The sequence below is a fragment of the Hyunsoonleella sp. 2307UL5-6 genome, assembly GCF_047345485.1.
Taxonomy (GTDB): Bacteria; Bacteroidota; Bacteroidia; order Flavobacteriales; family Flavobacteriaceae; genus Jejuia.
This window is the reverse complement of record NZ_JBLFEN010000001.1, coordinates 767,347-788,221: the sequence shown is the minus strand read 5'-3', so window position 1 is coordinate 788,221 and position 20,875 is coordinate 767,347. Positions and strand designations below refer to the sequence as shown.

22 protein-coding genes are annotated in these 20,875 nt (G+C 31.2%); 13 read left to right on the top strand and 9 right to left on the bottom strand.

Translation table 11 applies throughout. From position 1 onward, the window contains the following. Position 1 precedes the first annotated feature (1 nt). A complete protein-coding gene (locus ACKGJY_RS03435; protein WP_413972446.1) occupies positions 2–361 on the bottom strand; it encodes a BlaI/MecI/CopY family transcriptional regulator in 360 nt (119 codons plus the stop codon). Between the two features lie 308 nt (positions 362–669). Between ACKGJY_RS03435 and ACKGJY_RS03430 the strand changes: the two genes are divergently transcribed. Then, positions 670–1,620: a calcium/sodium antiporter gene (locus ACKGJY_RS03430; RefSeq protein WP_413972445.1), complete on the top strand. Its 951-nt coding sequence runs from the start codon at positions 670–672 to the stop codon at positions 1,618–1,620. 15 nt (positions 1,621–1,635) lie between these two features. Continuing rightward, positions 1,636–2,379 carry a DUF6503 family protein gene (locus tag ACKGJY_RS03425; RefSeq protein ID WP_413972444.1) on the top strand — a complete coding sequence of 248 codons (744 nt, stop codon included), beginning with the start codon at positions 1,636–1,638 and terminating at the stop codon, positions 2,377–2,379. A 79-nt stretch (positions 2,380–2,458) separates the two neighbouring features. Here ACKGJY_RS03425 and ACKGJY_RS03420 read toward each other — a convergent pair whose 3' ends face one another. Genes ACKGJY_RS03420 through ACKGJY_RS03405 form a run of 4 tightly spaced genes read right to left on the bottom strand, consistent with a single transcriptional unit; the run spans position 2,459 to position 7,090 of the window. Further along, positions 2,459–3,733 carry an adenylosuccinate synthase gene (locus ACKGJY_RS03420; RefSeq protein WP_413972443.1) on the bottom strand — a complete coding sequence of 425 codons (1,275 nt, stop codon included), beginning with the start codon at positions 3,731–3,733 and terminating at the stop codon, positions 2,459–2,461. A 15-nt stretch (positions 3,734–3,748) separates the two neighbouring features. Next, positions 3,749–4,216 carry a Fur family transcriptional regulator gene (locus ACKGJY_RS03415; RefSeq protein WP_413972442.1) on the bottom strand — a complete coding sequence of 156 codons (468 nt, stop codon included), beginning with the start codon at positions 4,214–4,216 and terminating at the stop codon, positions 3,749–3,751. A gap of 22 nt (positions 4,217–4,238) precedes the next feature. Next, positions 4,239–6,458 (bottom strand): RelA/SpoT family protein, encoded by a 2,220-nt coding sequence (locus ACKGJY_RS03410; RefSeq protein WP_413972441.1) that lies wholly within the window; start codon positions 6,456–6,458, stop codon positions 4,239–4,241. A gap of 53 nt (positions 6,459–6,511) precedes the next feature. Further along, positions 6,512–7,090, bottom strand: a complete 579-nt coding sequence (locus ACKGJY_RS03405) for a non-canonical purine NTP diphosphatase (RefSeq protein ID WP_413972440.1) — start codon at positions 7,088–7,090, stop codon at positions 6,512–6,514. A 109-nt stretch (positions 7,091–7,199) separates the two neighbouring features. Between ACKGJY_RS03405 and ACKGJY_RS03400 the strand changes: the two genes are divergently transcribed. After that, positions 7,200–8,210 (top strand): Gfo/Idh/MocA family oxidoreductase, encoded by a 1,011-nt coding sequence (locus ACKGJY_RS03400; protein ID WP_413972439.1) that lies wholly within the window; start codon positions 7,200–7,202, stop codon positions 8,208–8,210. Between the two features lie 19 nt (positions 8,211–8,229). On the opposite strand, the gene ACKGJY_RS03395 is transcribed toward ACKGJY_RS03400, so the two are convergent. After that, the gene (locus ACKGJY_RS03395; RefSeq protein ID WP_413972438.1) at positions 8,230–8,613 is read right to left on the bottom strand and encodes a thiol-disulfide oxidoreductase DCC family protein; all 384 of its coding nucleotides are present in this window, start codon (positions 8,611–8,613) and stop codon (positions 8,230–8,232) included. Between the two features lie 155 nt (positions 8,614–8,768). On the opposite strand from ACKGJY_RS03395, the gene ACKGJY_RS03390 reads away from it, so the two are divergent. Further along, positions 8,769–9,068: an HPF/RaiA family ribosome-associated protein gene (locus tag ACKGJY_RS03390; RefSeq protein WP_413972437.1), complete on the top strand. Its 300-nt coding sequence runs from the start codon at positions 8,769–8,771 to the stop codon at positions 9,066–9,068. A 106-nt stretch (positions 9,069–9,174) separates the two neighbouring features. On the opposite strand, the gene rlmH is transcribed toward ACKGJY_RS03390, so the two are convergent. Further along, positions 9,175–9,648, bottom strand: coding sequence for a 23S rRNA (pseudouridine(1915)-N(3))-methyltransferase RlmH (gene rlmH, locus ACKGJY_RS03385; RefSeq protein ID WP_413972436.1), 474 nt, complete (start codon positions 9,646–9,648; stop codon positions 9,175–9,177). 107 nt (positions 9,649–9,755) lie between these two features. On the opposite strand from rlmH, the gene nadC reads away from it, so the two are divergent. The 3 genes from nadC (at position 9,756) to priA (ending at position 14,107) form a co-directional block, all read left to right on the top strand. Beyond that, the gene (nadC, locus tag ACKGJY_RS03380; RefSeq protein ID WP_413972435.1) at positions 9,756–10,616 is read left to right on the top strand and encodes a carboxylating nicotinate-nucleotide diphosphorylase; all 861 of its coding nucleotides are present in this window, start codon (positions 9,756–9,758) and stop codon (positions 10,614–10,616) included. Positions 10,617–10,714: 98 nt separating this feature from the next. Continuing rightward, the gene (locus tag ACKGJY_RS03375; RefSeq protein ID WP_413972434.1) at positions 10,715–11,650 is read left to right on the top strand and encodes a YihY/virulence factor BrkB family protein; all 936 of its coding nucleotides are present in this window, start codon (positions 10,715–10,717) and stop codon (positions 11,648–11,650) included. Positions 11,651–11,656: 6 nt separating this feature from the next. Further along, positions 11,657–14,107 (top strand): primosomal protein N', encoded by a 2,451-nt coding sequence (priA, locus tag ACKGJY_RS03370; protein ID WP_413972433.1) that lies wholly within the window; start codon positions 11,657–11,659, stop codon positions 14,105–14,107. 14 nt (positions 14,108–14,121) lie between these two features. Here the strand turns inward: priA and ACKGJY_RS03365 are convergent, their stop codons facing one another. Further along, the gene (locus tag ACKGJY_RS03365) at positions 14,122–15,240 is read right to left on the bottom strand and encodes a T9SS type A sorting domain-containing protein (RefSeq protein ID WP_413972432.1); all 1,119 of its coding nucleotides are present in this window, start codon (positions 15,238–15,240) and stop codon (positions 14,122–14,124) included. A 181-nt stretch (positions 15,241–15,421) separates the two neighbouring features. Then, the gene (locus ACKGJY_RS03360; RefSeq protein WP_413972431.1) at positions 15,422–16,117 is read right to left on the bottom strand and encodes a LytR/AlgR family response regulator transcription factor; all 696 of its coding nucleotides are present in this window, start codon (positions 16,115–16,117) and stop codon (positions 15,422–15,424) included. 200 nt (positions 16,118–16,317) lie between these two features. Here ACKGJY_RS03360 and rpsF point away from each other — a divergent pair, with 200 nt between their 5' ends. The 6 genes from rpsF (at position 16,318) to hisS (ending at position 20,861) form a co-directional block, all read left to right on the top strand. Then, the gene (rpsF, locus tag ACKGJY_RS03355) at positions 16,318–16,656 is read left to right on the top strand and encodes a 30S ribosomal protein S6 (RefSeq protein WP_413972430.1); all 339 of its coding nucleotides are present in this window, start codon (positions 16,318–16,320) and stop codon (positions 16,654–16,656) included. A gap of 2 nt (positions 16,657–16,658) precedes the next feature. Next, positions 16,659–16,955: a 30S ribosomal protein S18 gene (rpsR, locus tag ACKGJY_RS03350; protein WP_413972429.1), complete on the top strand. Its 297-nt coding sequence runs from the start codon at positions 16,659–16,661 to the stop codon at positions 16,953–16,955. Between the two features lie 14 nt (positions 16,956–16,969). Continuing rightward, positions 16,970–17,431, top strand: coding sequence for a 50S ribosomal protein L9 (rplI, locus tag ACKGJY_RS03345; RefSeq protein ID WP_413972428.1), 462 nt, complete (start codon positions 16,970–16,972; stop codon positions 17,429–17,431). A gap of 161 nt (positions 17,432–17,592) precedes the next feature. Continuing rightward, positions 17,593–18,480: a glycerophosphodiester phosphodiesterase family protein gene (locus tag ACKGJY_RS03340; RefSeq protein ID WP_413972427.1), complete on the top strand. Its 888-nt coding sequence runs from the start codon at positions 17,593–17,595 to the stop codon at positions 18,478–18,480. A 53-nt stretch (positions 18,481–18,533) separates the two neighbouring features. Beyond that, complete coding sequence (locus tag ACKGJY_RS03335) at positions 18,534–19,004, top strand: DUF6495 family protein (protein WP_413972426.1); 471 nt, start codon at positions 18,534–18,536, stop codon at positions 19,002–19,004. 201 nt (positions 19,005–19,205) lie between these two features. Beyond that, positions 19,206–20,861, top strand: coding sequence for a histidine--tRNA ligase (gene hisS / locus ACKGJY_RS03330; RefSeq protein ID WP_413972425.1), 1,656 nt, complete (start codon positions 19,206–19,208; stop codon positions 20,859–20,861). The last annotated feature ends 14 nt before the right edge of the window (positions 20,862–20,875 follow it).

Genomic DNA, 20,875 nt, shown 5'->3' with positions numbered 1-20,875 from the left:
GTTATTTTTTCTTTTCAATTATTTCTATAATCTCCTTCAAGTCGTCTACACTTATTTTATCCTCTTTAGCAAAAAACGATACCACATTTTTATACGAGTTATTAAAATAGTTGTTTATAGCGGTATTCATAAAACCCTTTCTGTAATCCTCTTTCTTCACTACAGGAAAGTATTGGTGTGTTTTTCCAAAAGCGTTATAGCTTACGTATCCCTTGTCTTCTAAGTTTCGTATTATGGTAGATAGCGTGTTGTAATGCGGTTTGTTATTCTTTATTTCGGCCATTACCTCTTTCACAAAGGCCTTTTCAAGCTTCCATAAAATATGCATTATCTCTTCCTCTTTATTTGTTAATTTTTCCATATATCTTAAATTTTATTTTGGCGCCTGCCTACCTGCGACACCACAGGTAGGCAGGTCTTTTTTACAGAAAAAGTAAAAAAGGATGCCGCTACTATCCCTAACGCATCAATCAGTAAACGTTTCTACCTTCACAGTTTAAATTAATGTTTGCAAAGTAGGTGAGTTACAAATGTAAACTATTTTTATAGTTATAAAACTAAAAATATAGTTATTTAACGAAATTTTTAGTTTTTGTAACTGTTTATAAATCATAAATTAAAAATTATAAATCGTTAATTCTTAATATTATCTTCGCAAAAAAATAGTTTATGAGTATCCTTTGGGTCATTCTTGGTTTTATATTATTGGTAGTAGGTGGAGAGTATTTGGTACGTTCTTCTGTAGCACTTTCGTTTAAATTTAATATCTCAAAAATGGTAATTGGGATGACGGTGGTATCCTTCGCTACCTCGGCACCAGAGTTATTAGTAAGTTTACAAGCAGCTTTATCTGGCTCTCCAGCCATAGCTATAAATAACGTTGTAGGTTCTAATATTGCTAATATTGGTTTAGTACTGGGTGTTACCGCCTTGGTTGGTCCTATTGCAGTAGATAAATCGTTTTATAAATTGAATTGGCCTATAATGATGCTTTTTTCATTAGTGCTATATTATTTCTTGAAAAACGATAATGTGTTAACTGCACTAGAAGGTGGCACATTATTTATAGGGCTTGCCGTATTTCTTTTTGTGTTGATACGAAATGCAAAAAAAGAAGTAGTTGTTGATGACGTAGATGAAGCTTTAGAAAAAGTATCAAACTTTAAAATAGCAATTTGGTTACTTATTGGGGCTGTTGCTTTATATTTTGGAAGCGATTGGTTGGTAGATGGCTCTAAAGAAATTGCGCGTTCCGTTGGTGTAAGTGAAGCCGTAATTGGCGTATCTTTAATTGCTATTGGTACTAGTGTCCCAGAATTAGCAGCTTCTGTAATTGCTGCTGCTAAACAAGAAAAAGCCATTTCTTTAGGTAACCTAATTGGTTCTAATATATTTAATATTGCTTCCGTATTAGGTCTTACATCGCTTGTAAAACCCATAACAGTTACAGAACCACAGATATTAACCAATGATATTTTTTGGATGCTAGGTTTCGCAGCAGTACTTATTCCTCTTATTTTTATTCCTAAGCGTATGCAAATCAGTAGATATAAGGGTTTTTTCCTTGTATTGGGTTATAGTGCATTTATGGCTTTTGTTTTTATAAATAGTAATACCTAAAATCATCCATATTATATGAAATTCTTTTGCTCTTTAATTTTTGCTTGTCTATTAGTATCATGTAATACTTCGCCTAAAACATTAACTGCTCAAGCAATTATAGATAAAGCTATTGAAAACCATTGTAGTGGTAGTTGCGAAAAAAGTACTATTTCTTTTAACTTTAGAAACACTAATTATAAATCCATTAAAAATGGTGGCGCTTTTCAATATGAGCGTATTATTGAGGATAGCCTAGGCATAATTAGAGATGTATTAACCAATAGTGATTTTAAGCGCTATGTTAATGGCACATTAATACAAATACCTGATGCCATAAAGTTAAAACTTTCAAATAGTGTGAATAGTGTGCATTACTTTGCACAACTGCCTTATGGTTTAAATGCAGCAGCAGTAAAAAAGGAACTTTTAGGTGAGGATACTATAAATGGAAAAACTTATTACGAAATAGGAGTTACTTTTAATGAAGAAGGTGGCGGAACAGATCATGATGATACGTTTGTGTATTGGATTAATAAAACCGATTTTACGTTAGATTATTTAGCGTATAGTTATGCAGTAAACGGTGGAGGGATTCGTTTTAGAGAAGCTTATAACAAACGAGTAATAGAGGGTATAACATTTGCAGATTACAATAATTATAAACCAGAAACTTTAGACGTTGCCTTAACCGACCTAGATGATTTGTTTGAAAAAGGGAAACTGCAATTATTGTCTAAAGTTGAAACTGAGACGGTCAAGGTTACCTTAAACGAATAACAATTGTAGACTTTGCAATATCAAAAAAGGCATAATCTACTGATTATACCTTTATTTATTTTATTAAAAATATGAGTTTTTATGATCTAAAAATAGTCTGCTTTCTATCAGGACCAACTGAAACAATAGAGATTGGTGTTTCTAGTTCTTTTTCTAGGAAATCAATATAATCGTTTAATGCTGCTGGTAATTGAGAAGCTTCTGTCATTTCAGTTAAATCTTCACTCCAACCTTTAAATTCTGTGTAAATAGGCGCTACATTTTCTGGCTCAATATTATAAGGTAAATGTTTAATTTCTTCACCTTTATATTTATATGCAGTACATACTTTTAGGGTTTTAAAACCAGAGAGTACATCGCCTTTCATCATATTTAATTGTGTAACTCCATTTACTTGCACAGCATATTTTAAGGCAACTAAATCTAACCAGCCACAACGTCTTGGTCGGCCAGTAGTAGCGCCAAATTCATGTCCAACTTTTGCCATAGTTGCACCATCTTCATCAAATAATTCAGTAGGAAATGGCCCAGAACCTACTCTTGTAGTATAGGCCTTGAATATACCAAAAACTTCACCTATTTGGTTTGGTGCAACACCTAAGCCAGTACAAGCACCAGCTGCTGTAGTGTTGCTAGAGGTTACAAAAGGATAAGTTCCAAAATCAATATCAAGTAAAGAGCCTTGAGCACCTTCTGCTAAAATTGTTTTTCCTGTTTTTTGTGCTTGGTATACATACTCTTCAGAGTCTATAAACTTTAAAGATTTCAAAACTTTCACAGCTTCAAAAAATTCAGTTTCTAATTCAGCCAAATCATATTCAATAGCAGCATTGTAGTAATCAATCATAGATTCGTGCTTGTCAGCTAAACTACGATAACGTTCTTTCCAATCGCTTAATTCTAAATCGCCTACACGAATACCGTTTCTTCCAGTTTTATCCATGTAAGTTGGTCCAATACCTTTTAATGTAGAACCAATTTTTGCTTTTCCTTTAGAAGCTTCGCTTGCCGCATCTAATAATCGATGCGTAGGTAATATAATATGTGCTTTTCTTGAAATTAGTAAAGATTTTCTATAATCTACATCCTGTTCCTCAAGCTTATCTAATTCTTTTTTAAAAATAACAGGATCTATCACAACACCATTACCTACTAGATTTGTAGCTTCATCATGAAAAATACCAGAGGGTATAGTGTGTAGTACATGCTTTCTGCCATTAAAAACTAACGTGTGTCCTGCATTTGGCCCACCTTGAAAGCGCGCAATAATATTATAGTTTTTAGTTAATACGTCAACAATTTTTCCCTTGCCTTCGTCTCCCCATTGTAATCCTAGTAGTAAATCTACTGCCATTGTAAAATAAATTAGTTAGTTATCCTGAGTGTCTTCAGGAGTTTTTCTATTTCCGTAAAAATAAAGTGAGTGGTTATTAATTTCTATATTGAAAACTTCCTCAATAGTTTTTTTGATAGATTGAATTCGTGGATCACAAAACTCAATAACTTCACCAGTGTCTGTTAAGATAACATGATCGTGCTGTCTATCAAAATAAGATTTTTCGTAATGTGCTTGACTTTGCCCAAATTGGTGTTTTCTTACCAATTTACATTCTAAAAGAAGCTCAATAGTATTATAAAGTGTAGCTCTAGAAACTCGATAATTTTTATTTTTCATATTGAGATAAAGTGACTCAATATCAAAATGTTCTTGGTTGTTATAAATTTCTTGGAGTATAGCGTAGCGTTCAGGTGTTTTTCTGTGCCCGTTTTCTTCTAAAAAGCTTGTAAATACACTTTTTACAATCTCCTGATTTTTACTATCTGTATTCGAATTCATAATTGCGAGGCAAATTTACACTTTAAACTCTGGAAACCTTATCAATACCATTAATTTTTTTAAGATTATCTAATATTTTTTTCAACAATGCCTTGTTCTTAACTGCTAACTTTATTTTACCAGAGAAGATACCATCATCAGTTTCAAAACTTAAGCTTTTCATGTTTATGTGTAAATTTCCAGAAATTACTTTAGTAATATCATTTACCAATCCTAGGTGATCTATTCCAGAAATTTTAATTTCTGTAGTGTATTCCTGTTGGCTAGAATCTATCCATTTTGCTAGCATAATTCTATATGCATAATTAGATTGTAGACTTAGCGCATTAGGGCAATTATGCTTGTGTACTTTAATACCTTCTGAAACTGTTAAAAACCCGAAAACGTGATCTCCAGGAATTGGATTACAACAATTAGATAATTTATAATCTAGCTTTTCTTCTTCTTTTCCAAAAACAAGTGAATCGTAATTAGATGTAATTTCTTCTTTTTCTATTTGTTCTTTTGAAATACTTTGCTTTCTAGATATTTTATTCTTAATAAAGCTTACCAGTACATTACTTCTAGAAGACGCAAAATCTTTAAGCATTGTATTGTCAATAGAGCCAATACCTATGCGATAAAATAAGTCTAAACTTGTTTGCAGATTAAAATGGCGTACTAAATCGTTAACAGAAGATTCATTAAGTGTAATTTTAAGCTGTTTTAGTTTACGCCTTAAAATTTCTTTACCTTCTTCACCAATAATTTTTCTATCTTCTTTGAGTGCAGATTTTATTTTTGCTCTTGCTCGTGCAGTGGTTGTGTAATTAAGCCAGTTGGCATTAGGTTTGGAGACTTTAGATGTAATAACCTCCACTTGGTCACCACTTTTTAATTCATGACTTAATGGTACAAGTTTTCCATTTACTTTAGCGCCTCTAGTTTGCATACCAACTTCGGTATGTATACTAAATGCAAAATCTAAAGAGGTTGCACCTTTAGGAAGCGATTTTAATTCGCCAGCAGGAGTAAATACAAATATTTCTTGAGCATATAAGTTAAGCTTAAATTGTTCTACAAAATCTACAGCATTTAAGCTTGGGTTTTCAAGTGCTTCTTGTAGTTTGTTAATCCATTTTTCTAAACTATCTTCTTTTTCTTCACCTTGTTTATATTTGTAGTGGGCTGCATATCCTTTTTCTGCAATCTCATTCATTCGATTACTGCGAATTTGCACTTCTACCCAATTGCCTTTTGGCCCCATAACAGTAATATGCAATGCTTCGTAACCAGTACTTTTGGGTGATGAAATCCAATCGCGTAGTCTAAGTGGGTTTGGTCTAAAATGATCTGTAACAATTGAATAAATTTTCCATGCTAAAAACTTTTCGTTTTCTTCTTCACCTTTATATATGATACGTATTGCAAACTTATCATATACTTCATCAAAGGCAACCCCTTGTTTTACCATCTTTTTGCGTATGGAAAAAATAGATTTTGGACGCCCTTTTATAGTGTATTCAAAATTTTCTCTATCTAAAGACTTTTTTATAACAGCACTAAATTGCTCAATGTATTTATCTTGTTCTTCTTTGCTGGCTTTTATTTTATCTAGAATATCTTTATAAACCTCTGGCTCTGTGTATTTAAGTGAAAGGTCTTCAAGCTCACTTTTAATATTATAAAGTCCAATTCTATGTGCTAAGGGTGCGTATATATAAAGTGTTTCAGAAGCAATTTTAACCTGTTTATCCGGGCGCATAGCATCCATAGTTTGCATATTGTGCAAACGATCTGCTATTTTTATAATGATAACTCTTACATCATCATTTAGAGTTAATAGCATTTTCCTGAAGTTTTCAGCTTGTAGAGACACATCCATATCCTGCTCTTTACTTAAGGAGGATATTTTTGTGAGACCATAAACAATTCTAGCTACGGTTTCACCAAATAATTGTTCTATATCGTCAATGGAATAGTCTTCACAATCTTCTACAACATCATGAAGTAATGCCGCAGCAATAGATATTGCATCTAAGCCAATTTCTTGGGCTACAATGCGAGCTACCGCTAATGGATGAAAAATATAAGCTTCACCAGATTTTCGACGCTGTGTTTTGTGCCCATCTAAAGCAACTTCAAATGCTTTTCTTATAAGTTTTTTGTCATCATCAGACAAGTTTGTATAACTTACTTTTAAAAGATTTTTGTAGGCTTTTGCAATTGCTTTATTTTCTTTTTCGATCTCTTCTTCAGACATCGAATAAAAATAATATAATCATGGCGAATAGCCAATAGAGATTTTCGGTTTTTTTAAGAAATTTTACTCAAAAACGCTACTAATTGTATGGTAGCTTTACCACGGTGTCCTATTTTATTTTTTAAATGTAAATCCATTTCTGCAAATGTTTGGTTATAATCATCTGGTTTAAAAATTGGATCGTATCCAAAACCACCTTCACCATGTTTAAACGTTGTAATTTCTCCTTTACAAATACCCTCAAATGTTGTGAGTTTATTGTTTAAATGCAATGCAATTACGGTTTTAAACTGACCATTTCTAGTAGATTTAGATTCTAATTTTTTTAAAAGTAAATCCATATTATCTGTATCATCTCTTTGAGGTCCAGCATACCTAGCGGAATAAACACCAGGTTCGCCATTTAAGGCTTGTACTTCTAAACCAGTATCATCGGCAAAACAATCGTACCCATAATTTGTTTTTATAAACTCTGCTTTTTGAATAGCATTGCCTTTTATGGTATTTTGAGTTTCTGGTATATCTTCAAAACACCCAATATCTTTCAAACTTAAAAGCTTAATCCTTTTAGGAATTAAGGCTTTAACTTCTTTTAATTTATTTTTATTATTTGTGGCAAAAACGAGTTGCATTGTGCTATTTTAAAAATGAAACTTAGTCTGCAATTATAATGATTTATATAAAAAAACGCTAAATTAGTATTATTCATTTTTCAACTTAATTACAACAAAAATTTCGCAAATGGCTCATAATATAAAAACAGGCGTGTTATCATACGGCAAATCCGGACGTTTATTCCACTGTCCGTTTTTAGAGTTACATTCAGGTTTCGATTTATATGCTATTGTAGAACGAACAAAAAAAAATGCTAAGTCTAAATACCCAAATATTATTAGTTATAATAGTGTTGATGAATTTTTGAATGACTCAAATATTGAGCTTGTTATTGTAAACACGCCAAGTCCTACACATTTTGAGTTTGGGTTAAAGGCGATAAAAGCAGGAAAACATGTTGTAATGGAAAAGCCATTTACCGTAACTTTAAAGGAAGCTAAGACGTTGTACAAAACAGCAAAAAAACATAATAAATATATTTTACCATATCAAAACAGGCGTTATGATAGTGATTATTTATCTGTAAAAAACGTATTAAAATCAGGTAAACTAGGCGATTTAATAGAAGTGCATTTTAGATACGATAGGTATGTTTATAAACTAAGTGATACTATTTCTAAAGAATTGGCAGTTCCAGGAAATAGTGTTTTGTATAATTTAGGTGCTCATGTAATTGATGCAGCAATTTCTTTATTTGGTGAGCCAATAGCATGGACTAAAACCTCTGGACAATTTAGACCTAACACTAAAATTGACGATTATGCACAAGTACATTTAAAATACCCTAACGGATTACAAGTATTTATTACCGCAAGTTTATTAGTGGCTAACCCCATGCCCGCATTTATTTTATATGGAAAAAATGGAGCATATGTTAAAGAGAGAACAGACGTACAAGAAGACCAAATAGAAGCAGGAATACAACCAGACGATTTGCAATATGGCGTTGAAGTAAAAGATAAAGAAGGTGTATTAACCTATTATGAAGATGGTATTACAAAAAAACAAGAACATGTAGCATCTATCAAATCTAGTTATTTAAATATTTTTGAAGATATGTATCAAACTATTAGAAATAATAAGCCTTATTTGGTAACAGAATCTCAAATTTTAAAGCAAATAGAAATACTAGAATAAATGTATTGTATTTTAAGTTTTAAAGGCTAATAGAACAACTATTAGACGTACCAAACCATTTTACACGATTTTTTGAAGCAGTTTTATAAACAAAATCACGAATTAGTCTAGGAATAAAAGCTAAAAGTGCTGCAACACGCTGCCACTTTGGTATTTTAGATACAATTTTTAGAAACCCATCAGAGTGTGTTTTTAGTCCATCTTGGTCTATTAAAATAACGGTATCTAATTGTTCCGTTGGAAACCCATATTGTTTTAAAAGCCTTTGCCCTTGTGGAGACTGAAATGGTAAAAAGTAAAACATATTTTTAGGAGCAAATTTTAAGAGCCACCCTACAACACCATTACATAAATTACACTCACCGTCAAAAATTATAATATCTTTTGTTTGTTGGTTTTTCATAATAAATTGATTTACATGTTTGTAGACGAAATACCTAGGTTTTACTTTCAAAAAAGAGATTAAATTTTAGTTTTTTTTTATGATTTTAGTCATTTCCAAATAGGGTTATAATTTGTATCTTGTATCAGTATTAATAACTAAATTAAAATCTGATTATGACAGTAAATTTTCAATATGTAAATGTAGATGTGAGTAAAACGCTATCAGAATTCACAGAGGAAAAATTAGAGAAGTTGTTTAATAAATATGAGTTTTTAATAAGTGCAATGGTTTATTTTAAACAAGACGAAAAAGATCATAACGCAGGAAAAATTTGTAATATAGAATTAAGTTTACCAGGTCCTAGACTATTTGCAACATCAAATGAGCATAACTTTGAAGTTTCTGTTAGAGAAACAATTAGAGATTTAGATAGGCAACTAAAAAAACGAAAAGAAGTGTTTAAAACACACTAAAAATTTACGGATTACGAAAGATAAAAGATGACCGAAAACATTGTGTTTTGGTCATTTTTTTTTGCTTTTTAGTAAGTATTGATAACCAGAATTGTAAACTGAAAACTTATTTATGATGATAAGGTTCATTTCTCAAAATAGTAAAGCCTCTATACAATTGTTCGATAAAAAATAAGCGAATCATTTGGTGTGAAAATGTCATTTTAGAAAGTGATATTTTACCATTTGATGTATTGTACACATCATCAGAAAATCCATAAGGTCCGCCAATAACAAATACTACTTGTTTTATTCCAGAATTCATATGCTTTTGTAAATAGCTAGAAAACCCAACAGAATCAAATTGTTTTCCGTTTTCATCCAATAAAACCAGAGCATCTGTAGATGTTATATTTTTCAAAATAAGTTCACCTTCTTTTTGTTTTTGTTCTTTTTCACTTAAATTCTTACTATTTTTTATATCAGGAATAATTTCAAATTGAAACTTTATATAGTGATTTAATCGTTTTTTATAAACATCAATTAAGGATATAAGTTCCTTTTTATCAGTTTTTCCTATAGTAAGTAGTTTAATCGTCATAATACAAAATTAAAGGTTCTATTTATCAAATTTATATTTTCAGGCATTAAAACTAAAAAATTCGCAAATTAATATTCCATTTGTTATTTTTGTGGAAATTTGCAAGTATGATAACGAAAGAATATTTCGAAAAAGAAGTAGCTTACATTATAGAAAACGCTATTAGAGAAGATGTTGGAGATGGTGATCATAGCTCTTTAGCCTGTATTCCTGAAAATGCTAGAGGTAGAGCTAAACTGTTAGTTAAAGATAAAGGTATAATTGCGGGTGTAAATTTTGCAAAACGCGTATTTGAGTATGTAGATAAACGCCTTAAGGTAGATGTTAAAATTGAGGACGGTACACCTGTATCTTTTGGAGATATTGTACTTTATGTTGAAGGGCCTTCGCAATCTATTTTAAAAGCAGAGCGTACACTTTTAAACGCTATGCAACGCATGAGTGCTGTAGCAACAAAAACAAGGAGTTTTGTAGATTTATTAAAAGGTACTAAGGCGCAAATTTTAGATACTCGTAAAACTACACCAGGTATTAGAGTATTAGAAAAGTGGGCAGTACAAATAGGCGGTGGTAAAAACCATAGGTTTGCACTTTACGATATGATAATGTTAAAAGATAACCATATAGATTTTGCTGGAGGTATTACCAAAGCCATAGATATGACTAAGGCTTATTTAGAGGATACAGGTAGAAATCTTCAAATTATGGTAGAAGCAAGAGATTTAAGTGAGGTTGAAGAAATACTGCAAAGTGATGGTATATACCGTATTTTATTAGATAATTTTGATTATGAAGACACCCGAAAAGCTGTAGAAATGATAGGAGATGTGTGTCTTACAGAATCTTCTGGAAATATAAATGAAACTACAATTAGGCATTATGCTGAATGTGGTGTAGACTATATTTCATGTGGTGCTTTAACACACTCTGTACACAATATGGATTTAAGTTTAAAAGCTGTTAAATAATTTAAATTTCTTTTTTATTTCTAAAACTCTCACTAAGTTAATGCTATATATTTTTTAACTTGCATAAATAGTACGTTATAGAAAAATTGTAGTGATTAATGACTAAACCTATTGAGGATAAACTAGATAAAATACCTGTTATAAATGTTTTAGTTACATTTTTAAAACAGATTAAATTACCAGGTTTTGAGGGACTTTCAGTTTACGATTTATCAGAACTTTACGTTTTAGGTATTGTAAAAGGTGCACTTACTACTAGAGCTAGTGCTATTGCCTTTAGCTTTTTTACTGCTATTTTTCCTTTTTTGTTATTCGTTATTACACTAATTCCTTATGTGCCAATCGATAATTTTCAATTTGAATTTTTAGATTTTTTAAATTCAATTTTACCACCTCAAACATCAGATTTCTTTTTCTCTAATATTTTTGATAATATTAGTGGTAGCGCTGGTGCTGGTTTAATATCGTCTGTATTTTTATTGTCTATGTTGTTAATGGCAAATGGCGTTAATGCTGTGTTTTCTGGTTTTGAAGGTTCTTATCATGAGCAACTTACACGTAATGTTTTTCAACAATATCTATATGCATTAGGTATCGCATTAATTTTAGCTATTTTACTAATGTTAACTGTAGCTGTGTTTGGGTATTTTCAAATCTATATCTTAAGCCCTATTTACGAAAGTTTAAGTGGTGAAGCTTTAGCAGAAGATAGCGGTATAGGCTGGATTATTTTTGCAAAATATATGTTTTTTATCATTATGGTATATTTAGCCACCGCAACGTTATATTACTTTGGAACAAAGGAAGGGAGAAATGCAAGATTTTTTTCAATAGGCGCATTATTAACCACATTATTAATCATTTTAACGTCTTTTTTATTCGGTATATATATTGATAATTTTTCAACATATAATGAGCTATATGGCTCCATTGGTGCATTATTAATCCTTTTATTGTATTTATGGCTAAACTCCAACATCCTGTTATTGGGGTATGAGTTGAATGCTGCTTTAAATAAGTTAAGAAAATTGTAATAATTCATGGCTTATTTTATAGATGTTATACTTCCAATACCGCTTCAAAAATTATTTACTTATAGTATAAGTGCTGCAGAGTCAGATTTTTTGAAAGCAGGAATGCGCGTTTCTATACCCTTCGGTAAATCTAAAATATATACAGGGATTGTTTATAGAATACATTCTGAAGCGCCTTTGGTTTATGAGGCTAAAGAAATACATCAAATTTTAGATGAAATACCTTTAGTTACAAAAATTCAACTAAAGTTTTGGGAGTGGATTTCTAGTTATTACATGTGTACCTTAGGAGATGTAATGCGTGCCGCGTTACCAAATGCTTTTATTTTAGAGAGCGAAACCATAGTCACTAAAACTAATTATCAAATAAATGATGAAGATTTAAAAGATGATGAGTTTTTGGTATACGACGCTTTGCACCATCAATCGTCTTTAAAAATACAAGATGTAATGAGCATTTTGGATAAGAAAACGGTGTTACCAGTAATAAAGCGATTGCTTGATAAAAACGCTATTTCTGTTCAAGAAGAAGTTTTTGAAAAGTACAAACCCAAATTAGTGCGTTATGTAAAGTTGAGTTCTAAGTTTTCTTCAGAAGAAAAGCTAACTCAACTACTGAGCGATTTACAAAGAGCTCAAAAACAAAGACAAGTAGTGATGACGCTATTTATGTTGTCATCTAGAGATAAAAAACCTGTAAAAGTTTCTGATTTATCTAATGAAAGTGGCGCTTCAAACTCAATTATAAAGGCATTAATAGATAAAGAGATTTTAGAAGAGTATCATATCCAAAAAGATAGGGGTGAGTATTCCGGAGAAACTAACGAGGCTTCAAAAGCATTAAACGAACATCAAGAGAAAGCGCTTTCAGACATAAAAATAGCATTTCAAACCCAAAATACCACATTGTTGCATGGTGTAACGTCATCTGGGAAAACCGAAATTTATGTAAAACTTATTGAAGCCGTTATACAAAACGGAAAGCAAGTATTGTATTTGTTACCTGAAATAGCCCTAACAACACAGCTAGTAAGTAGATTGCAAAATTACTTTGGAGAAAAGGTAGCTATATTTCATTCTAAATACTCTACAAACGAGCGGGTTGAAGTTTGGAACAATGTATTGCATAATTCTCAAAAAGCACAAATTATACTTGGAGCACGCTCCTCGGTTTTATTGCCATTTTATAATTTAGGATTAATTATTGTAGATGAAGAGCATGAGCAATCCTTTAAACAATTTGATCCTGCACCTAGATATCACGCAAGAGATGCTGCTATTGTTTTAGCACATATGCACCAAGCTAAAACACTTTTAGGCTCTGCAACACCTAGCTTAGAGAGTTATTTTAACGCACAACAAAACCGTTATGGTTTAGTAGAGTTAAAGTATCGTTACAATAATGTATTAATGCCAGAAATAGAGTTGGTAGATATTAAGGATAAGCATAAACGAAAATTAATGAAGGGGCATTTTAGTGATAGGTTAATTGCTGAAATGACTGAAACGCTTGATGAGGGGCACCAAATTATACTATTTCAAAATCGTAGAGGATTTTCGCCTATTATTGAATGTAATACCTGTGGGCATGCACCACAATGTCCAAATTGTGATGTAAGTTTAACTTTTCATCAATATAGAAATCAATTACGATGTCATTATTGCGGGTATCATACCGTAATGCTTAAAAATTGTAGCGCCTGCGGAAGTTCAGAATTGGATAATAAAGGTTTTGGTACCGAACAGATAGAAGAGGAAGTAAAAATATTGTTTCCTGAATATAATGTAGCGCGTATGGATTTAGATACTACGCGTGGTAAATATGGCTATGAAAAAATAATTACAGCTTTAGAACAGCAAGAGATTGATATTTTGGTAGGCACACAAATGCTAACAAAAGGTTTAGATTTTAGAAACGTAAAGTTAGTAGGTGTAATGAATGCTGATAATATGCTCAATTTTCCTGATTTTAGAGCACACGAGCGTAGTTTTCAGCTCATCATGCAAGTATCAGGTAGGGCAGGAAGAACTGATAAAAGAGGTAAGGTTTTAGTGCAAACCTATAATCCTTATCATACTATTTTGCAACAAGTATCGTCTAATAATTACGAAGCCATGTTTAAAGAGCAAATGGATGAGCGTTTTAACTACAAATATCCGCCAGTTTACAAGCAAATAAAAATCACTTTAAAACATAAAGATTATAATAGGGTAGAGCAGGCTTCTATTTGGCTTGGTAAATCCTTAAGACAAGTTTTTGGCGATAATGTTTTAGGTCCAGAGTCGCCACCAGTTGCTAGAATTCGAAATCAGTTTCATAAAAATATTTTGATAAAAATTCCTAAAAAACAATCATTATCAAAAACAAAAGAAGCTATCATTAAAATAAATAATAGCTTTTTTAGTGTAAAAGATTTTCGGTCGGTTAGAATAATCTTAAATGTAGATAATTTTTAGAGTTCACTATGTATTTAAAGAACTATTTTTTTTGAAACTTTTTTACCGTTTTCTAGTTGAACGGTTAAAATATACATACCTTGAGTTACTATAGGTTTTTTAATACTTAGCGTATTTTTATTTACGTTTGTTTTGTGTTTTACTTTTTGTCCATAAATGTTATGTATCTCCAATTCTGAAACCATGTTACGATTTGCATTTATTTTGATAGTTTCATCGTTATAAATAATTTTTACAGATGCGTTTAGGTGTTTTTGAGAAGTGCCTAACGTTTGGCAAATACCAGTGCTTGTATTTTGATAGTTACAAACACTTGTAAGAGCTAATTGTTGTAATTGGTTTGCTAAATCGGTGTTTGGAGTTTGATATGGAACTCCAGATGTGTCATTTATATCTCGTGTTAAACCTACTGGAGTCTGATTAAATAATACAGTGTACATGACACAGGCGATATAATAGTTGCCCATATCATTTAAATGGATATCATCTGAAAAGAAATCTGAAATACTGGTAATACCTGTCAAATTATTTAAAGCAATTTCATCATATAATAATGCCATGGCTTGTCCCGCTGGAATTAGTTTTGTGTTTGCTCCTGCATTTTGATTGTTAATAGCATCTGCAATGGCTTCCCATTTACTCAAATCTATATCAAGACGTTCTCTCCACAATATAGCATCGCCATTATCAAAATCACAATCTATGGGAGTGCCACTATTAATACAATGCCAAGTTTCATAAATAAATGTAGTTCCATTACTCACATAATTACTAAAATAATTATAAAAATTATTTGCCATAATATGTGTGTCAGACCACATGATATGATTGTCTAAAGGAATTGCTTCTGTTATTATAAGTGAATTATAATTTCCTGTTGATAAGTCGGTTTCATAATTACCTATTTCACCTAATTCTGGATTTTCCCAATTATACTTAAGAGGTGCGCCGTTAATTATTTGTCTTTTGCTTGAGTAGTTTATTTGATGTGTTGTTGCTAAATGATCTAGCATATCAGGCATTGTATGCCCCACTAAACTATGCCCAATAAAATAAGGGTTATTATTTTGTGAATAGTAATGATTACAAATAAATAAAGAGATGATGATGCTAATTCTTGATATTAACGACATGTCCGTTATAGTTTTAAGTTATTTAAATTTACAATATTTTATTTGTATGGAGCGATTAAATCGATTTTCGCTTAAAACAAAAAAAGCCATTATGTAAATAATAGCTTCTTTAGTATAAAAGATTTTCGGTCGGTTAAAATAATTTTAAATGTCGATAACTTCTAATTTAATTAGTGCGCGTTTAAATATTATTTAAAGCATCAACCAATTGAGTTTTTTTGTTGCGGCTTAACGGTATTTCGTAAGCACCAACTTCCACGTTTTTACTGTTAAATCTGTCAATTTTATCGAGATTAACAATATAAGATTTATGGATTCTTAAAAATTTGTTTTCTGGCAATTCTGCCTCAAAAGCTTTCATTGTAGATAATACCACTAAGCTAGTTTCTTCTGTAACTAATTTTACATAATCACCAAGAGCTTCAATCCATTTAATATCCTTAATATAAACTTTACGTTTTTTAAGATTACTTTTTACAAAAATATGTTCACCTTCTTCTTCTGTAAAATCAAGTGTTAATTTATGTTGTTCAAGCGCTTTATCAACAGAAGTGTTAAAGCGATCTTTGGTAATTGGTTTGTGTAAATAATCGGTAGCATCGTAATTAAAAGCTTTAAAAGCATATTCGGTTTTACCGGTTACAAAAATAATTTGGGGTTTTTTGTTCAATACGTCTAATAATTCAAAACCATTTAGCACTGGCATTTCAATGTCTAAAAAGATTAAATCTACTTGATGCGTATTCAAGCCATTTTTTGTTTCAAGCGCACTACTGTACTCTGCAATTAAGTTTAGTGAAGGATGATTTTCTACTAACTTAACTATAGAGAGGCGTTGTATCGCTGAATCGTCAACTACTACACAGTTTAAAGTCATAACATTTTATATTATTTCGGTTAAGATATCGACAATAGTACAAATAATTCGGTTAAAAACCAAAAATCATCGTTAAAATGCTCTTTATTACATAATTTTAACATATTGTAGACACTATTTTATTAACTTACAAAAACGTTGCCAGAAATATAAATTATAATTATTTTTGCATCCAATTTTTAATAATAAAATAGATTTTTATGAATCATTATGAAACTGTTTTCATCTTAAATCCCGTTTTATCTGACGATCAGATAAAGGAAACAGTAAAGAAATACGAAGATTTTCTTGTTTCTAAAGGTGCTAAGATGATATCGAAAGAAAACTGGGGGCTAAAAAAATTAGCTTACCCTATTCAAAACAAAAAAAGTGGTTTTTATCACTTATTTGAGTATCAAGTTGCTGGAGAAGTAATTGAACCTTTAGAGGTTGAATTTAGACGTGATGAGCGTTTTATGCGTTACTTAACTGTAGCATTAGACAAGCACGCTGTGGCTTGGGCAGAGAGAAGAAGAGAAAAACTTAAAGCAAAAGCGTAATTATGGCATCGATAGATCAACAAGCAAAAGCAAAAAAAGACGGAGAAATTAGATATTTAACTCCGCTTAATATAGAAACAAACAAGCAAAAAAAATATTGTCGTTTCAAAAAATCTGGAATTAAGTATGTAGACTATAAAGATGCAGACTGGTTATTAGGTTTTGTAAATGAGCAAGGTAAAATTTTACCAAGACGTTTAACAGGTACATCTTTAAAGTACCAACGTAAAGTGTCTGTTGCTGTAAAAAGAGCACGTCATTTGGCTTTAATGCCATACGTAGCAGATTTATTAAAATAAAACAATCATAACAGATGGAACTTATATTAAAACAAGACGTTGAAAATTTAGGATTTAAAGACGATGTTGTAACAGTTAAGAACGGTTATGGTAGAAACTTTTTAATTCCTCAAGGGCAAGCGGTTATCGCTACCTCATCTGCTAAGAAAGTATTAGCAGAAAACTTAAAACAAAGAGCTTTTAAAGACAAGAAAATTATAGAAGACGCTAATAAAACAGCAGAATCTATTAAAGCTCTTGATATTAAAATTACAGCAAAAGCAACTGAAGGTGCTACAGCTGGAGATAAATTATTTGGTTCTGTAACTAAAGCTGATTTAGTTGAAGCTTTTGAAAAAGAAGGACATACTGTAGATAAAAAGTTTATTACCATAATAGGTGGTAACATTAAGCGTTTAGGACAATATAACGCTGTAGTTCGTTTACATCGTGAAGTAACTTTCGAATTCCCTTTTGAAGTTATTGCTAAAGCTTAAGTAATTTATTTATAAATTATATAAAACCGTTTAGATAACTTTCTAAACGGTTTTTTTAGTGCTATTTATTTTGAGTAAACTTAAATTTATGCTTTAAATTAATACGTTAAACAGTTCCGTTTATAATAATATCTTATTTTATGTTTTTTATATTTGATGCTATGAGAAAAACAATTTTGTTGTTGGGTATTATTTTCTTTTTTTCATGTAAAACTAAAGAAAAAGATGTAGGTGCTGCCACTATTACTATTGATAAAACTGTATTATCTACCCTTTTAAAAGACTTTAAATACAACCCAACTGATGTGCCTTTAATAAGTGTACATCGTGGTGGAAAAGGTATTCCCCATTACCCAGAAAACTGTTTAGAAACTTTACAATATATTAACGATAGTATCCATGCTATTTACGAAATAGATGTTGCTAAAACTAAAGATGATGTATTGGTTTTAATGCATGATAATACCTTAAATAGAACAACAACAGGAGAAGGTAATATAACAGAGTTTACTTTTGAAGCGTTGCAAGCATTTAATTTGGAAGATGAATTTGGTAACTCAACCACATTTAAAATCCCTTTATTTAAAGATGTTTTAGAATGGGCTACAACCCAAAATGTTGTTTTAACTATAGATATTAAAAGAAGCGTAGCTGTTGAGGATGTTGTAGCATTAATACGTGCTGTAGGAGCAGAAGATGTTTCAATACTTATTACGTATGATTTACTACAAGCAGAACGCGCAAATGCTGTAGCTCCAGAGTTACTTTTATCAGTTTCTGCTAGAAATAATAAGGAAGTAGACTGGTTGTTACATTCTGGCATACCAACGCAAAATATGGTGGCTTTTACCGGTACACGGTTATCGCCTGATACTTTGTACTCCAAACTTCACAGTTATGGCATAAAAACCATGTTAGGTACTTTAGGAAATTTAGATAAAAAAGCTGAAGCTAAAGGCGATACGCTTTACAACATCTGGATTAATAAAGGCATAGATATTATAGCGACAGATAGACCATTTGCCGTAGCAGCTGCTATAAAAAAATAAAATTTTACATTTATAAAAACTACAAATTCTCTTATTCTTAAGAAGCATAAACCATGAAATATTCAAGACTTACAAAAGAACAGTTTGAAGAATTACATAAAGAATTTATCAATTTTTTGGCAACACAATCTATAACTGCTGACGAGTGGACTAATTTAAAAGCAAATAAGCCAGATTTAGCCGAAATGGAACTAGATGTTTTTAGTGATTTAATTTGGGAAGGGGTTTTAAATAACGCTGAATACTTAGAGCATTTTGCACCACAACACATGTATTTGTTTCATTTAAATGAAGAAAACATGCATGCTATTGTAGTTAATGTTAAAAATGAAGATATTGATATCACAACAAAAGGTGGTTATAGCTGGCTTCGTGATAATTTAATGGATGATAGTGTAGAGTTTTTACAAGCAGATAAAGCATATACTGAAGAGAAAAACTTAGATAAATTTAAAATGATTGAACAAGGTGCTTCTATCACAAAAGGTGAGTTGTATCGCTATTTTTATGATATTATAAACTAAAGTTTTCACTAGGGAAGAATGATAGAAGTAATTTCATTAATAAATTCATAAATTTTATTTATATGTAGCTTCACTTTTTTTCTATCGAAAAACTCGCAATGACGTTATCAATTATTTATTTTTGTAATTCTGTACTTGATACGGAATCCAATTAATTTAAAGAACTAAAAAAGAGATATCTGCAGTAGCAGATTGTTTAATATGGCTCAAAAACCAAGTACACCAAAAGGCACTAGAGATTTTAATCCAGAAGCAGTAGCAAAACGTAATTATATTTTTAATACCATTCGTAATGCGTTTGATACTTTCGGTTTTCAGCCTATTGAAACCCCAAGTTTTGAAAACTCTGAAACCTTAATGGGGAAGTATGGTGATGAAGGCGATCGTTTGATTTTTAAGATTTTGAATTCTGGGGATTATTTTTATAAAACTAAAAACGGAATTTTGTCAGCAATTCGTGTTGGTGAAATGTTTTATTTAAAGCTTACAAAAGAAGAATTGGACAATATTGATTGGCTTTATAGAGAATCTAGAAATCAAGTTGTTCAAAAATTTTTGAAGGTTACTTTGAATGGAGGTAAGAATAGTGTAAAAAACTTACCTCCAGAAGATGTCTTGGATTATATATTTTTAATGATTCATAATGCTTATAAAAACTTACTATCTTCTCCTGATGAGAATACTAAACATAAAGTGTTCACTGAAATTTATGCTAATGTTTTTTTGAACATTAAATCTAATAGTATTACACCTTTAATCTCAGAAAAAGCACTTCGCTACGACCTAACAGTCCCATTTGCACGCTACGTGGTACAACATCAAAACGACATAGAATTTCCGTTTAAGCGCTATCAAATTCAACCTGTTTGGCGTGCTGATAGACCCCAAAAAGGACGTTTTAGAGAATTTTATCAATGTGATGCTGACGTTGTTGGGAGTGATTCCCTTTGGCAAGAGGTAGAGTTTATACAGTTATACGACACTGTATTTTCTGCTTTAAAACTAGATGGTGTTACCATCAAAATAAATAATAGGAAAATACTATCTGGTATTGCAGAGGTAATTGGTGCTAGTGATAAACTAATTGATTTTACAGTAGCTCTTGATAAGCTAGATAAAATAGGCGAGGAGAAGGTAAAACAAGAAATGCTTAATAAAGGTATTCCAGAATCTGGTATCGAAAAATTACAACCTTTGTTTTCATTATCAGGTAATTTTGAATCTCAAATAGAGAGTTTAAAGGCTATATTATCCACTTCTGAAGAAGGGAAAAAAGGTATTGATGAATTAGCATTTATTGATACTGCTATTTCAGAATTAGGGTTAAAAACAGCAAAACTGCAATTGGATGTTACTTTAGCCCGCGGATTAAATTACTATACAGGTGCTATTTTTGAAGTTTCTGCACCAGAAACCGTAAAACTAGGCTCTATTGGTGGCGGCGGTCGTTACGATGATCTTACTGGTATTTTTGGAATGAAAAATATGAGTGGTGTTGGTATTAGTTTTGGTTTAGATCGTATTTATTTGGTACTAGAAGCGCTAGGTTTGTTTCCTGAAACCATATCAAAACATATTGAAGTGTTATTTATCAACTTTGGTAAAAAAGAAGCGTTATTTAGCCTAAAGGCTATTAAACAACTTCGTGAACAGGGTGTTAATGCAGAGTTATATCCTGATGCTGCCAAAATGAAAAAGCAGATGACACATGCCAACAGGCGTAATATACCTTTTGTAGTATTAGTAGGTGAGGAAGAAATAAACTCGGATAGCTATACATTAAAAAACATGAAAAGTGGTACACAAGAAAAGATGGCTTTAGAAGCTTTAATTTCTATTGTAAAAAAGAAGTCCTGAATGTTAATTCAGGA

What these genes read in the sequence shown, in the direction of transcription:
- rpsR (WP_413972429.1), top strand. Translation starts at nt 16,659, where the DNA reads ATGGCATCGATAGATCAACAAGCAAAAGCAAAAAAAGACGGAGAAATT.
- ACKGJY_RS03420 (WP_413972443.1), bottom strand. Translation starts at nt 3,733, where the DNA reads ATGGCAGTAGATTTACTACTAGGATTACAATGGGGAGACGAAGGCAAG.
- priA (WP_413972433.1), top strand. Translation starts at nt 11,657, where the DNA reads ATGGCTTATTTTATAGATGTTATACTTCCAATACCGCTTCAAAAATTA.
- ACKGJY_RS03425 (WP_413972444.1), top strand. Translation starts at nt 1,636, where the DNA reads ATGAAATTCTTTTGCTCTTTAATTTTTGCTTGTCTATTAGTATCATGT.
- rlmH (WP_413972436.1), bottom strand. Translation starts at nt 9,648, where the DNA reads ATGACGATTAAACTACTTACTATAGGAAAAACTGATAAAAAGGAACTT.
- ACKGJY_RS03390 (WP_413972437.1), top strand. Translation starts at nt 8,769, where the DNA reads ATGACAGTAAATTTTCAATATGTAAATGTAGATGTGAGTAAAACGCTA.
- ACKGJY_RS03415 (WP_413972442.1), bottom strand. Translation starts at nt 4,216, where the DNA reads ATGAATTCGAATACAGATAGTAAAAATCAGGAGATTGTAAAAAGTGTA.
- rpsF (WP_413972430.1), top strand. Translation starts at nt 16,318, where the DNA reads ATGAATCATTATGAAACTGTTTTCATCTTAAATCCCGTTTTATCTGAC.
- ACKGJY_RS03410 (WP_413972441.1), bottom strand. Translation starts at nt 6,458, where the DNA reads ATGTCTGAAGAAGAGATCGAAAAAGAAAATAAAGCAATTGCAAAAGCC.
- ACKGJY_RS03400 (WP_413972439.1), top strand. Translation starts at nt 7,200, where the DNA reads ATGGCTCATAATATAAAAACAGGCGTGTTATCATACGGCAAATCCGGA.
- hisS (WP_413972425.1), top strand. Translation starts at nt 19,206, where the DNA reads ATGGCTCAAAAACCAAGTACACCAAAAGGCACTAGAGATTTTAATCCA.
- ACKGJY_RS03335 (WP_413972426.1), top strand. Translation starts at nt 18,534, where the DNA reads ATGAAATATTCAAGACTTACAAAAGAACAGTTTGAAGAATTACATAAA.
- ACKGJY_RS03360 (WP_413972431.1), bottom strand. Translation starts at nt 16,117, where the DNA reads ATGACTTTAAACTGTGTAGTAGTTGACGATTCAGCGATACAACGCCTC.
- ACKGJY_RS03430 (WP_413972445.1), top strand. Translation starts at nt 670, where the DNA reads ATGAGTATCCTTTGGGTCATTCTTGGTTTTATATTATTGGTAGTAGGT.
- ACKGJY_RS03365 (WP_413972432.1), bottom strand. Translation starts at nt 15,240, where the DNA reads ATGTCGTTAATATCAAGAATTAGCATCATCATCTCTTTATTTATTTGT.
- nadC (WP_413972435.1), top strand. Translation starts at nt 9,756, where the DNA reads ATGATAACGAAAGAATATTTCGAAAAAGAAGTAGCTTACATTATAGAA.
- ACKGJY_RS03395 (WP_413972438.1), bottom strand. Translation starts at nt 8,613, where the DNA reads ATGAAAAACCAACAAACAAAAGATATTATAATTTTTGACGGTGAGTGT.
- rplI (WP_413972428.1), top strand. Translation starts at nt 16,970, where the DNA reads ATGGAACTTATATTAAAACAAGACGTTGAAAATTTAGGATTTAAAGAC.
- ACKGJY_RS03405 (WP_413972440.1), bottom strand. Translation starts at nt 7,090, where the DNA reads ATGCAACTCGTTTTTGCCACAAATAATAAAAATAAATTAAAAGAAGTT.
- ACKGJY_RS03375 (WP_413972434.1), top strand. Translation starts at nt 10,715, where the DNA reads ATGACTAAACCTATTGAGGATAAACTAGATAAAATACCTGTTATAAAT.
- ACKGJY_RS03435 (WP_413972446.1), bottom strand. Translation starts at nt 361, where the DNA reads ATGGAAAAATTAACAAATAAAGAGGAAGAGATAATGCATATTTTATGG.
- ACKGJY_RS03340 (WP_413972427.1), top strand. Translation starts at nt 17,593, where the DNA reads ATGAGAAAAACAATTTTGTTGTTGGGTATTATTTTCTTTTTTTCATGT.